Below are 11,971 nucleotides of genomic sequence, written 5' to 3'. Positions count from 1 at the left end.
TGGCTCGGAACTCGCAGCTCGGGGCTCGGGATTCGAGCTTCGAGCTTCGAGCTTCGAGCTTCGAGCTTCGAGCTTCGAGCTTCGAGCTTCGAGCTTCGAGCTTCGAGCTTCGAGCTTCGAGCTTCGAGCTTCGGGAGGGGCGGTTCACTCGTTCGAGCACAAGAGGAGACGGTGGCGGCCCGGGGCTTGAGACCCGGGACGCGAGCGTCGAGATGCGAGCCCCGAGATCCGAGCGCCTTCTTTTAACCGGCCACTGAATACAGGGGGTTGGTACAACCTCCCCGCCCTCCCCGACCCGTAACGGCGAGCAAGTATGACTAATGGTGACGGCTTGCGACAGAGCGTCGCGAGTGTCTACGGTGCGAGAACGAAGCGACCCCGACCGGTGTAGAAAGCACCGAGCCGGGGTCTGACCCAAGATCGAACGAAACAGGAACCCGATCTCGTGGCTGTTCAGAACCTTAGTCCCGCCCTGCCCGCGTCCGCAGTGTCGGCCCCGTACCCGATGGCCCAGCCCGGATACGGCAAGCGTTCCGCACCGGACCAACTCCCCTCCCAACCCGATGACTTCGCTCTGCTGCCCTTGCGCGAGCGGTACATCGCCGGGTTCATCGACCACCTTCCCGAAGGCGCGTCAATGAGCGTGAAGTGCCTCGCGAAACAGATCCCGTTGTACGGCCAGCAGGCCATCGCCTCCGCGCTGACCGCCCTGTCCGTGGCCGGGCACCTGCGGCGCGTCCGCTGCGCGATCGGCGCCGGCGACGAGACGCGATGGGTGTTCCGCACCTTCTGGTCCCGTACCGCCCGCGACAACGAATGGTGGGCGAACCGCCTGACATCGGGAACGCCCGCTCCGGTACGGACAACCGTGCCCACCCCCGTAACGGAGCCCACACCGCCTGCTGCCGTGTCCCCGCAGCGCACCGCGGCGGCGCCCGCGCCGGAGGTTTCCTCGCCCGCGTACCTGGCCCTGGCCCGACTGGGCCGCCTCGACCCGCGGCTCACGCTCTCCGCCGACGACTGCACGGCCCTCGCAGAGCTCGCCGAGCGGTGGTTCGCACGCGGCGTGAACGCCGAGTACCTGACCGGCGCGCTCACCGCCGGACTTCCCGCCCGGGTCGACTCGCCCGTCGGCTTCGTCCGCCGCCGCCTCATGGACAAACTCCCGCCCGCCATGCCCACCGCGCCCACACCGCCCCCGGCCGGAGCCACCGTCACGCACGCGATGATGGAATGCACCGACTGCGGCGCCCCCGGCCCCGCCGAAGCCCTCCCCGACGGCCTCTGCCGCCCCTGCCGCCGGCCGAATCCCCGCACCGGGCCCGCGCCCGAGCCCCCGGCCGAACGGGACGTCACCGCACTCGTCGCCGGACTCCGCGACCTGCTCAAAGCGCCCTGAGGTTCCCTCGGACAATCCCCGATGCGAGTGCCCCACCAGAGGCGTAGAGTCCGCCTGTTCACAGGGGAGGGACAGGAATCCGATGAAGATCAACAGAACGGTGCGGGCAGCTGTCACGGCAGGTCTCGTAGGCGCCTTCGCTGGATGCGCACCGGGCGGGCCCGAGGCGACGGAAGCCCGTCCGGCAGCACGGACCGGGACGGCCCACTACGCGTCCGCCGAGCGACTGCCCGAACGGTCGGCCCCGGACGGTACGACGATCGTGGTCGGGAATCCCTCAGCCCGCTCGACGGTGCACGTGTACGAGGATCCACGGTGTCCCGTCGTCGAGGAGTACGAGCGGACGGGCGCCGAAGGCCTCCGGAAGCTGCTGCTCAAGGGGGAGATCAAGGCCGAGTACACCTTCGCTTCCTTCAAGGACGACCGGCTCGGCGGCGACGGCTCGAAGCGAGCCGTGAACGCGCTGCGCGCCGCACTGGAGAAGGGGAAGTTCGTTGAGTACCACGCCGTGCTCTTCGAGAGCCAGACTGCCGTCGAGGGCAGCGGCGGGTTCACCACCGAGCGTCTTCTGAAGCTGGCCGGGGACGTTCCGGGGCTTCGCGGCGAGGCCTTCGATCTGGCTGTCAGGACGATGAAGTACAGCTCTTTCGTCACCGCCTCCCAGCAGGTCTACCAGCAGACCGGCGAAGATCCGATCGGGCCTGGCACACCCACGATCGTCGTCAACGGCCACAGCATCGACGGCGGTCTGTACGGTGCCAACTTCGACGAGGAACTGTTCGGCATGCTGGTGACAGACCTCCACGAGCACCCCTATACGTGGGACACGGAGTACAAGCCTCTCAAGGAGACGTTGAAAGACGCTGCCATCGAGTCCTGAAACGGGCGGGAGAGGGCGGGAGCGGGCGGCGCCAGAACCTACGAGCGGTCTCGTGATCGGCCCCATCGACCGTGATGCCGTCCGCTCCAGATCGAGCTCAAGGCTGACCGGCCCACATCACGGCAACGAGCGCTTGAGCCAGACCACTTCGCCGCTCTCCTCCATGGAGACGTGGTCCCGCTCGAACCCGAGCTTCTCGAGGACGCGGAACGACGGTGTGTTACCCGCGTCGACGGTCGCCCCGAGCCGCTCCCGCCCGGTAGCCGCAGCGGCGTCGAGCACCGCGCGGGCCGCCTCGGTGGCGTAGCCGTGGCCGTGTACCCGCTGGAACAGCTCGTACGCGATCTCGGGCTCCTCCAGGGTGGAGCGGCCGATGATCAGTCCGCAGTAGCCGATGAAGTCACCCTCATCGCGGCGCTCGATGGGCAGCAGGGCGATCCCTGTCGTCTCCGTCGCGGTGAGCAGCTTCGCGATGAGCGACCGGGTGTACTCGAACGTGCTTGTCCCCTCGCCGCGTTCGGCGCGAAGGGCACGCAGCTCGGCAGTGTCCGACTCGGCCCACGGCCGCAGTATCAGCCGCTCGGTCTCCAGGTGGAACGACATCGTCCCGTACGTGGTCATGCCCCGCCCCTGCCCCCCACGGACTTTCCCGAATCATGCGCCCCGTTCGCGTCAGGGACGGTTGAGCCCCCATGTCTGCAGGACGTACGGCCGCCCCTTCTCCTCGCCCTCGATCAGCGGCACGTCGAGCAGGCTGAAACCGGTGGCGGTGGCCACCGCGACGCTGGCGGAGTTCTCGGCCTCCAGCTCCAGGATCACGCTCTCCACGTCCAGCTCCTCGAAGGCGTACGCCGCCATCACCCGCACCGCCCGCGCGGCCAGCGCCTGGCCGCGGTGGGCCGGGCCGACCGCGTAACCGAGCTCCGTGCCCTCGGGGGCGCGCCGCAGCATCACCTCGCCGAGCGGGGCGCCGCCGTCGGTGGTGATGGCGAGCATGATGGTCGTGCCCTGAGCCCGCAGCTGCCGGGCCTTGTCCAGCCGGGCGCGGGCGGCCGCTTCGTCGAAGGGGGAGACGAGCGGTGTCCAGTACGCGGTGTCCGGGTGGTCGAACAGATCCGGCATCGCGGCCACGTCCCCCTCGGTCCAGTCACGCAGGACGAGGCCCTCCCCCGTCAGCTCGATACGGTCGGGAAAGGGTGACGTGGTGCTGCTCATGGTGCGGGGCCTCCCTGGCCTGTGTTCTGGACGGGAAAAGCGTATCCGGGGCACGCGTGAACTGGATGAAATCAGTCGGGAGCGGTTGCCAGACCCCTCATCGCGCGATTCACTTGCTCACATAAGCCTGAAATCACCGAGGGGAGGTCGCACGTGCTGCTGAACTTTCGAGTGGCCAATCATCGTTCGATCCGCGAGGAACAAGAACTCCAGCTCCACCCCGCGTACGACGCGGACCGCCCTCCGGGTACGGACTGGGCCGCGGTCCCCGTGGTGGGCCTCTTCGGCGCCAACGCCGCCGGCAAGTCGAACCTTGTCGGCGCGCTGGAGTACATGGCCCGGATGGTTCTGAATTCGCATCGCGACGCGGAGCCCGGCGACGGCATCACCCGCAGCGTGTTCCGCCTGGATGCCGCAGCAGCCGACGAGCCCTCCTGGTATGTGGTGGACCTCCTGCTGGATGAGGTCCGCTACACGTACGGCTTCAGCGTCGATGACGAGCGCGTGGTCGACGAATGGCTGTACAGCTACCCGCTCGGTAAGAAGCGCAGGATCTTCGAGCGCCCTGACGGGGATGTCCATCCAGGCGATTCGCAGGCCAGGCGTGAACTCGAACTGGTCGAGAACATCACCGAGCCCAATGTGCTGTTCCTGACCATGGCCGCGCGTTCCAAGCAGGAGGACTTCCGCCCGGTCTACGACTGGTTCGCGACGGGTCTGAGGTTCGGCGGGGGCCGCGCACGGCCCCCGCTGGGAGCCCCCGCGGTCCAGGTGCCGGACGTTGCCGAACTCTTGGCGCTCCTGCGCTCGGCAGACCTGGGGATCGAGGAGTACGGCACCGAGCGTCAGGTCATGGACGAGGACGCCCTGCGCCGGCTGTACGGCGGACGGGTGCCCCAGCGCGAACTCGCCAGGCTGGAGGAGAGAGGGCCACGCGAGTTCGTGCGCCCGTGGTTCGGCCACCGCGGGCGGTCAGGCGTGGTCCGCATGGAACTCCACGAGGAGTCCGCAGGCACCAGAGCGCTACTGGAACAGGCCCCGCGATTCCTGTCCGTACTGCAGCGAGGGGGCACGTTCATCGTCGACGAGATCGACTCCAGTCTTCACCCGCTGCTCACCACCCGGCTCATCAGGCTCTTCCAGGACCCGGAGACGAATCCGCGCGCCGCGCAACTGATCTTCACCTCCCACGATGCCAGCCTGCTCGGCCGCGTGGACGGCGAGGACATTCTCAAGCGGGACCAGGTGTGGTTCGTGGAGAAGGAGCGACACGGGGAGACCCGCCTGATCGCCCTGTCGGAGTTCAAGCCCCGCACCGGCGAGAACCACGAGCGCCGCTATCTGGGCGGCAGCTACGGCGGGGTGCCGTTCATCGACGAGAGCTTCACCAAGGCACTGGCAGCCCGGGGGGACGAGCATGGCGAGACAGCCTAAGCCGGGCGGCCGCAAGCGCCCGTCCTTCGAGTCCCGGCTCGAAAGGAGAACGGGACTCCGTGCCGCCCGGCTGCGATTACTGGTCGTATGCGGCGCTGAAGTGACCGAGCACGCGTACGTGCAAGGACTCAAGAACGCTGCCCGGAATCCGGCCGTATCGGTCAAGATCGTCAAGCATCCCAAGGCTCCGTCCCAAGTCGTCGCGCATGCGGCGAAGCTGTTTGCAGCGGCCAAGGACGAGTACGACGAGGTGTGGTGCGTCCTGGACGTCGACGAGTTCACCGACCTCGATCAAGCCTTGCGCGAAGCCGAGCTCAACGGCATCGGCGTCGCACTGTCGAACCCGTGCTTCGAGGTGTGGCTGCTGCTGCACTTCACCGATCACCGCAGGCACGCGCGCTCGTACGACCAACTCGTGCCGATCCTGAACAAGCACACCCCGGGCGGCTACTCCAAGACGGGACTCGTCTTCCGCCACTACGAAGACGGCTGGCGCGAGGCGGTCCGCCGCGCGAAGAAGCTGGCTCCGGAGGGCAAGGAGCGGGAAGTGAACCCGTCCACAGGTATGTGGAGACTGGCACTCGCCATCGGTGGCCCGGCGTAAGCGCCGCCCCTCACCCCAGCGCCCCGTCGATCATCGCCGCCCACTGCGCCACGACCCTCCCCCGGCGCACCGTGTCGTCGGTGAGGACGTTGGCCAGGCCCAGGCCGCGGGCCATGTCGAGGAGGCCCTGGACCGTTTCCCGTACGCCGGGTACGGACTCGTCGGCGCGGAGCAGGGTGACGGCTATGCGGTGGGTCTCGCGGCCGACGCGGGCTTCGAGTTCGGTGACGCGGGGGCGGAGCTGTTCCTCGTTGGAGGCGGCGACCCAGAGTTGGAGCGCGGCGCGGAAGAGCGGGCCGGTGTAGAGGTCGACGAGGGCGGCGACGACTGCGGCGCGGTCCTGGTCGGGGACGGCGCGCAGGGCGGCGGAGCGTTCTTCGGAGACGTACTCGACGGCTGCGGTGAACAGGTCCTCGCGGGTCGGGAAGTGGTGCTGGGCGGCGCCGCGGGAGACGCCTGCGCGTTCGGCGACGACGGAGACCGTGGAGCCCGCCCAGCCGTGATCGGCCAGGCAGGCCACCGCGGCTTCCAGCAGCCGTTGGCGGGTGGCGCGGCTGCGGTCCTGCTTGGGTGGGGTCAGAGCCGCCATGCGGGGTCCCGTCGTTCGAGGAAGGCCGTCATCCCCTCCCGGGCCTCGGCGGAGGCGAAGAGTGCCGCGGAACGGGCGATGAGGTCTTCGGCGTACTGGTCGAAACTCTCCAGCACACTAGCCGTGACCAGCTCCTTCGACGCGGCCAGCCCCTGGGGGGAGGCCCTGCGCAGTCCGTCGAGTACCGGTACGAGCGCCTTGTCCACGTCGTCGGCGGCGATGCTCACGAAGCCGGTTCTGGCGGCTTCCGTGGCGTCGAAGCGTTCCCCGGTGAGGTAGTAGCGGGATGCCGCGCGGGGGTCCAGGCGGGGCAGCAGGGGCAGGGAGATGACGGCGGGGGCGAGGCCGAGGCGGGATTCGGTGAGGGCGAAGGAGGAGTCGGGGCCCGCCGCCGAGATGTCGCAGGCGGCGAGGAGGCCGAGGCCGCCGGCCCGGACGTGGCCGGTGACCCGGGCGACGACCGGTTTGGGGAGCGTGATGATCCGCCGCATGAGGGAGACGAAGGCGTGCGGGTCGGCCGGTGCCCTCAGGTCGGCGCCCGCGCAGAACGTGTTGCCGGTGTGGGTGAGGACCACCGCCCGTACGGTTTCGTCCGCCGCGCAGGCGTCGAGGGCCTCGGCCAGCCCGGCGACGAGCCCTGCGCTCAGGGCGTTCCGGTTGGCCGGGGAGTCGAGCGTGAGGGTGGTGATGCCCCGGTCGTGGGTGGGGGCGGCGAGCGTCATGCGGTCTTCTCCTCGGAATGCGGGCCATGCGGGCCATGCGGGCCGGACTTCTCGCGGTCGCGCAGTTCGCGGCGCAGGATCTTGCCGGAGGCGGCGCGCGGTACGGCGTCGATGAATTCGACGCGCCGGACCTTCTTGTACGGGGCGACGCGTTCGGCGACCCACGCCATGACGTCGTCGGCGGTCAGGTCCTCGGGGGCGACGGACGGGCCGCGGACCAGGCAGGCCTTGGGCACCTCGTTGCCGTCCGCGTCGTGCACGCCGATGACGGCGGCGTCGGCTATCGCCTCGTGGCCGAGCAGCAGCGCCTCCAGTTCGGCGGGGGCGACCTGGTAGCCCTTGTACTTGATGAGTTCCTTGGCCCGGTCGACGACGAACAGCCAGCCGTCCTCGTCGACGCGGCCGATGTCGCCGGTGTGCAGCCAGCCGTCGCCGTCGATCATCGCGGCGGTGGCGTCGGGGCGGCCCAGGTATCCCTTCATGACCTGGGGTCCGCGGATCAGGATCTCGCCGTCGGTGCCGGTCCCGGCGTCCTCGCCCGGGGCGTCGAGGGCGACGATGCGCATCTCGGTGCTGGGCAGCAGGGTGCCGACGGCTCCGGGCGGCGGGTTCTCGGCGGCGAGCGGGACGACATGGGTGCCGGGCGAGAGTTCCGTCATCCCGTAGGCCTGGCGCACCGGAGGCAGTCCGAGGCGGCGGGAGCAGGCGGCCGCGAGTTCCGCGTCGAGCGGGGCGGCGGAGCTGACGATGTACTCCAGCGAGGACAGGTCGTAGCGGTCGACGACCGGGTGCTTGGCGAGGGCCAGCACGATCGGCGGGGCCACGTACAGGCCGTTGATGCGGTGCGTCTCGATCGCGGCGAGGAACTGGGCGAGGTCGAAGCGCGGCAGGACGACGACGGTGGCGCCGGTGCGCAGGGGTGCGTTCATCAGGGCGGTGAGCCCGTAGATGTGGAAGAAGGGCAGGACGGCCAGGATGCGGTGGCCGGTACCCATGGGGATGAAGGGGCTGAGCTGCTCCAGGTTGGTGGCCATGGAGCGATGGGTGAGCATGACGCCCTTGGGGACGCCGGTGGTGCCGGAGGAGTACGGGAGGGCGGCGATGTCCTGCGCGGGGTCGAAGGTGACCACCGGTTCGGGGGCGGTCGTCGACACCATGTCGAGGATGGAAGTGTGTCCGTCCGCCTGGTCGCAGACGAAGATCTCCTGGATTCCGCCGACGAGTTCGGCCGCCCGGCGTGCCGTGGCCAGGAGCGGGGAGACGGTGACGATCCAGCGGGCGGCGCAGTCGCGGAGCTGCTTGGCGAACTCCTCGGCCGTGGCCAGCGGGTGCACCGTGGTGACGGTGGCGCCGGCCCGGGTGGCGGCGTAGAAGACGGCCGGGTAGGCGATGGTGTTGGGGCTGTGCAGGGCGAGGACGTCGCCCTTGGCCAGCCCGGCGGCGGCGAGCCCTGCGGCGATCCTGCGGTGGAAGGCGTCGAGCTGCCGGTAGGTGAGCCGGCTGGTGTCGTCCGTTCCGTCGATCAGGGCGACGTTGTCGCCGAACTCCGCGGTGGCACGGCCCAGGACCGCGTCGTGGATGGCCGTGTCGAGTGGCTGGACGTCGGGGTAGTCGCTCCGGAACACGTGCACCATGGCGGGAGGTCCCTTCGATGCGGACTGGCGAGGGCGAGGCGGCGGGTGGAGCCGGTCCCGTACGGCGCGTGGAGACGTGGCGGGTGAAGACCTGGCGTACGGAGACGTGGCGTGTGAGGACTTGGTGCGCCGAGACGTGGCGGGTGAGAACCCGTTGTGCCGAGACGTGGCGGGTGAGAACCCGTTGTGCCGAGACGTGGCGGGTGAGAACCCGTTGTGCCGAGACGTGGCGGGTGAGGACTTGTTGAGCCGAGACGTGGCGGGTGAGGACCCGTTGTGCCGAGACGTGGCGTGCGGTGCCGTGGCCGGGGCCGCCCCCCTGAATCGCGGAGGGGCGGGCCCTGCACGGTGTGGAGAGACAGAATGTCGTCTGTCAGTACGACTTGGGGAGACCCAGGGACTGATGGGATACGTAGTTCAGGATCATTTCCCGGCTGACCGGCGCGATCCTGGCCACCCGGGACGCGGTGATCAGGGAGCCGAGACCGTACTCGCGGGTGAGGCCGTTGCCGCCGAGGGTGTGCACGGCCTGGTCGACGGCCCGGACGCAGGCCTCTCCGGCGGCGTACTTCGCCATGTTCGCGGCCTCGCCCGCGCCGATGTCGTCGCCGTCGTCGTAGAGCCGGGCGGCCTTCTGCATCATCAGCCGGGCCAGTTCGAGCTCGATGTGGGCCTGGGCGAGGGGGTGGGCGATGGCCTGGTGGGCGCCGATGGGTTCCTTCCACACCTGGCGGGTCTTCGCGTACTCGACCGCGCGGCCGAGGGCGTAGCGGCCCATGCCGATGCCGAAGGCGGCGGTCATGATGCGTTCGGGGTTCAGTCCGGCGAAGAGCTGGAGGAGCCCGGCGTCCTCGTCGCCCACGAGCGCGTCGGCGGGCAGGTGTACGTCGTCCAGGACGAGTTCGAACTGCTTCTCCGGGGCCTGGAGTTCCATGTCGATCTGCGACCGCTGGAAGCCGGGGGCCTCGCGCGGGACGATGAACAGGCAGGGCTTCAGCTTGCCGGACCTGGCGTCCTCGGTGCGGCCGACGATGAGGGTGGCGTCGGCGATGTCGACGCCGGAGACGAAGACCTTGCGCCCGGTGAGGATCCATCCCTCGCCGTCGCGGCGCGCGGTGGTGGTGATCCGGTGGGAGTTGGAGCCTGCGTCGGGTTCGGTGATACCGAAGGCCATGGTGAGGCTGCCGTCGGCGAGGCCGGGCAGCCACTGCCGCTTCTGGGCCTCGGTGCCGAAGCGGGCTATGACGGTGCCGCAGATGGCGGGCGAGACGACCATCATCAGCAGCGGTGAACCTGCGGCCCCCAACTCCTCCAGCACGATGGAGAGTTCGGCCATTCCGCTGCCTCCGCCGCCGTACTCCTCGGGGAGGTTCACGCCGAGGTAGCCGAGCTTCGCGGCCTCGGCCCACAGCTCACGGGGGTGGGCGCCGTCACGGACGACGGAGGTCATGTAGTCGCGCCCGAATCGCTTTCCGAGGGCGGCGACGGCTGCGCGCAGGGCCTGGTGCTCTTCGGTTTCGAGGACGGTGCTCATGCGTTCGGTTCCTCCTGTGCGTCAGTGACGACGGCGAGCAGGGCGCCGACCTCCACCTGGAGGCCGGGTGCGGCGTGCAGGGCGGTGAGCGTGCCGGAGGCGGGGGCGAGGATGCGGTGTTCCATCTTCATCGCCTCCAGCCAGATCAGCGGCTGCCCGGCCTCGACGGCGGACCCGGGCGCGAGGCCGTCCGCGAGGCGTACGACGGTGCCGGGCATCGGGGCGAGCAGGGAGCCGGGTTCGGTGCGTTCGGTGGGATCGGTGAAGCGGGGCAGGGCGGTGAAGGTGTACGGACCGGCGGCGGTGTCCACGTAGAGCCGGCCGTCGTGGCCGAGGACGTCGAAGTGCCGTGTGACGCCGCCGGATTCGAGGGTGACGCGGCCGCGGTGCGCGGAGACGACACGTACGCCCTCGGTGTCGGCGGCCACGCCGTCGCGGGTGGTGCGGTAGGTGATCTCGTACTCGCGGCCGTCCGGTTCGCTGCGGTAGCGCCTGAGCCGGGGCTGCGAGGGCAGGTTGCGCCAGGCGCCGAAGCGGGCGACGCCCGCGGTGGGGGCGGTGGCGTTACGGGTCGCCTCGGCGAGGGCGGCGGCGGTGGCGGCCAGCCGTACGGCCGCCTCGCCGGGTGCGGCGGTCAGCTCCGCGAGGTGCCGGTCGTAGAAGCCGGTGTCGAGGCGGGCGGCCATGAAGTCGGGGTGGCGCAGGGAGCGTACGAGCAGCTCGCGGTTGGTGACCGGGCCGTGGATGCGGGCGCGTTCCAGGGCGCGGGCGAGGAGGCGTACGGCTTCGGTGCGGGTGGGGGCGTGGGCGATGACCTTGGCGAGCATCGGGTCGTAGTGCACGCCGATGGTGTCGCCGCCGGTGTATCCGGTGTCCACGCGCAGTCCGGGCTCGTCCGGCACATCGAGTGTGAGCAGTGCTCCGGTCTGTGGCTGCCAGTCACGGGCGGGGTCCTCGGCGTAGAGCCGGGCCTCGACGGCGTGCCCGGCGGGCTGCTGCGGTTCGGGGGACGGCAGGGGTTCGCCCTCCGCGATCCGCACCTGAAGCGCCACGAGGTCGACGCCGAACACCGCTTCGGTGACGGGGTGTTCGACCTGGAGGCGGGTGTTCATCTCCAGGAAGTACGGCCGGCCGTCGGCGGTGACCAGGAATTCGACGGTGCCGGCGCCCCGGTAGCCGACGGCCCGCGCGGCGGCGGTGGCGGCATCGCGCAGCCGGTCGCGGAGCGCGTCGTCGAGGCCGGGCGCGGGGGCCTCCTCGATGACCTTCTGGTGGCGGCGCTGGAGTGAGCAGTCACGGGTGCCGAGCGCCCAGACGCCGTCATGTTCGTCGGCCATGATCTGGACCTCGACGTGCCGGCCGCGCTCCACGTACGGCTCGGCGAACACCTCGCCGTCCCCGAAGGCGGACAGCGCCTCGGCCGCCGCGGCCGTCAACTCGCCCGGCAGCTCGCTCAGTTCCCTGACGATCCGCATCCCGCGGCCGCCGCCGCCCGCCGCCGCCTTGAGCAGCAGCGGCAGGTCGTCGGCGGTCGCGGCCGCCGGGTCCACGGGGGCGAGCAGCGGAACCCCGGCGGCGGCCATCAGTTCCTTGGCCCGGGTCTTGGACGCCATGAGCTCGATGGCCTTGACCGGCGGACCGACCCAGGTGAGCCCCGCGTCCTGCACGGCTGCGGCGAAGCCCGCGTTCTCGGAGAGGAAGCCGTACCCGGGGTGGACGGCGTCGGCGCCCGCCGCGAGGGCGGCCGCGACGACGAGGTCGCCGCGCAGATACGTGTCGGCGGGCGCGGCCCCCGGCAGCCGTACGGCGGTGTCTGCCTCCCGTACGTGCAGGGCGTCGGCGTCCGCGTCGGAGTACACGGCGACGGTGGCGATGCCGAGCGCGCGGCAGGTGCGGAAGATCCGGCAGGCGATCTCGCCCCGGTTGGCGACAAGGAGGGTGCTGATCATGTCGGTTCCTC

The 11,971-nt window shown here is 70.3% G+C and carries 11 protein-coding genes; 4 read left to right on the top strand and 7 right to left on the bottom strand.

Going from position 1 to position 11,971, the window contains the following annotated elements:
- Nucleotides 1-445 precede the first annotated feature (445 nt).
- Together OG782_RS21405 and OG782_RS21400 are read left to right on the top strand one after the other, a co-directional pair.
- Complete coding sequence (locus tag OG782_RS21405; RefSeq protein ID WP_406453330.1) at nucleotides 446-1,399, top strand: MarR family transcriptional regulator; 954 nt, start codon at nucleotides 446-448, stop codon at nucleotides 1,397-1,399.
- A gap of 82 nt (nucleotides 1,400-1,481) precedes the next feature.
- Nucleotides 1,482-2,279 (top strand): DsbA family protein, encoded by a 798-nt coding sequence (locus tag OG782_RS21400; RefSeq protein WP_406453328.1) that lies wholly within the window; start codon nucleotides 1,482-1,484, stop codon nucleotides 2,277-2,279.
- 117 nt (nucleotides 2,280-2,396) lie between these two features.
- Here the strand turns inward: OG782_RS21400 and OG782_RS21395 are convergent, their stop codons facing one another.
- The gene (locus OG782_RS21395; protein WP_406453326.1) at nucleotides 2,397-2,900 is read right to left on the bottom strand and encodes a GNAT family N-acetyltransferase; all 504 of its coding nucleotides are present in this window, start codon (nucleotides 2,898-2,900) and stop codon (nucleotides 2,397-2,399) included.
- A 51-nt stretch (nucleotides 2,901-2,951) separates the two neighbouring features.
- A complete protein-coding gene (locus tag OG782_RS21390) occupies nucleotides 2,952-3,494 on the bottom strand; it encodes a GNAT family N-acetyltransferase (protein WP_406453324.1) in 543 nt (180 codons plus the stop codon).
- Between the two features lie 153 nt (nucleotides 3,495-3,647).
- Here OG782_RS21390 and OG782_RS21385 point away from each other — a divergent pair, with 153 nt between their 5' ends.
- Nucleotides 3,648-4,928 (top strand): ATP/GTP-binding protein, encoded by a 1,281-nt coding sequence (locus OG782_RS21385; RefSeq protein ID WP_406453322.1) that lies wholly within the window; start codon nucleotides 3,648-3,650, stop codon nucleotides 4,926-4,928.
- Nucleotides 4,912-5,532, top strand: a complete 621-nt coding sequence (locus tag OG782_RS21380; protein ID WP_406453320.1) for an RloB family protein — start codon at nucleotides 4,912-4,914, stop codon at nucleotides 5,530-5,532. The genes OG782_RS21385 and OG782_RS21380 overlap by 17 nt, the downstream gene beginning before the upstream one ends.
- A 10-nt stretch (nucleotides 5,533-5,542) precedes the next feature.
- Here the strand turns inward: OG782_RS21380 and OG782_RS21375 are convergent, their stop codons facing one another.
- The 5 genes from OG782_RS21375 to OG782_RS21355 form a co-directional block, all read right to left on the bottom strand.
- Nucleotides 5,543-6,121, bottom strand: coding sequence for a TetR/AcrR family transcriptional regulator (locus OG782_RS21375; RefSeq protein ID WP_406453318.1), 579 nt, complete (start codon nucleotides 6,119-6,121; stop codon nucleotides 5,543-5,545).
- Complete coding sequence (locus tag OG782_RS21370) at nucleotides 6,109-6,843, bottom strand: enoyl-CoA hydratase family protein (protein ID WP_406453316.1); 735 nt, start codon at nucleotides 6,841-6,843, stop codon at nucleotides 6,109-6,111. Before OG782_RS21370 ends, OG782_RS21375 begins: the two co-directional genes overlap by 13 nt.
- Nucleotides 6,840-8,477 (bottom strand): 4-coumarate--CoA ligase family protein, encoded by a 1,638-nt coding sequence (locus OG782_RS21365; protein WP_406453314.1) that lies wholly within the window; start codon nucleotides 8,475-8,477, stop codon nucleotides 6,840-6,842. The genes OG782_RS21370 and OG782_RS21365 overlap by 4 nt, the downstream gene beginning before the upstream one ends.
- 373 nt (nucleotides 8,478-8,850) lie before the next feature.
- Entirely contained in the window at nucleotides 8,851-10,011 is a 1,161-nt protein-coding gene (locus OG782_RS21360; RefSeq protein WP_406453312.1) for an acyl-CoA dehydrogenase family protein, read from the bottom strand.
- On the bottom strand, nucleotides 10,008-11,960 hold the full coding sequence (locus OG782_RS21355; protein ID WP_406453310.1) for an acetyl/propionyl/methylcrotonyl-CoA carboxylase subunit alpha: 1,953 nt from the start codon (nucleotides 11,958-11,960) through the stop codon (nucleotides 10,008-10,010). The genes OG782_RS21360 and OG782_RS21355 overlap by 4 nt, the downstream gene beginning before the upstream one ends.
- Nucleotides 11,961-11,971 lie beyond the last annotated feature (11 nt).

Source organism: Streptomyces sp. NBC_00876 (assembly GCF_045207435.1).
GTDB lineage: Bacteria > Actinomycetota > Actinomycetes > Streptomycetales > Streptomycetaceae > Streptomyces.
This window is presented reverse-complemented; position numbering and strand designations above follow the sequence as displayed.

Coding starts and splice junctions, on each gene's coding strand:
- OG782_RS21400 (WP_406453328.1), top strand. CDS start 1,482: ATGAAGATCAACAGAACGGTGCGGGCAGCTGTCACGGCAGGTCTCGTA.
- OG782_RS21395 (WP_406453326.1), bottom strand. CDS start 2,900: ATGACCACGTACGGGACGATGTCGTTCCACCTGGAGACCGAGCGGCTG.
- OG782_RS21390 (WP_406453324.1), bottom strand. CDS start 3,494: ATGAGCAGCACCACGTCACCCTTTCCCGACCGTATCGAGCTGACGGGG.
- OG782_RS21380 (WP_406453320.1), top strand. CDS start 4,912: ATGGCGAGACAGCCTAAGCCGGGCGGCCGCAAGCGCCCGTCCTTCGAG.
- OG782_RS21375 (WP_406453318.1), bottom strand. CDS start 6,121: ATGGCGGCTCTGACCCCACCCAAGCAGGACCGCAGCCGCGCCACCCGC.
- OG782_RS21370 (WP_406453316.1), bottom strand. CDS start 6,843: ATGACGCTCGCCGCCCCCACCCACGACCGGGGCATCACCACCCTCACG.
- OG782_RS21365 (WP_406453314.1), bottom strand. CDS start 8,477: ATGGTGCACGTGTTCCGGAGCGACTACCCCGACGTCCAGCCACTCGAC.
- OG782_RS21360 (WP_406453312.1), bottom strand. CDS start 10,011: ATGAGCACCGTCCTCGAAACCGAAGAGCACCAGGCCCTGCGCGCAGCC.
- OG782_RS21355 (WP_406453310.1), bottom strand. CDS start 11,960: ATGATCAGCACCCTCCTTGTCGCCAACCGGGGCGAGATCGCCTGCCGG.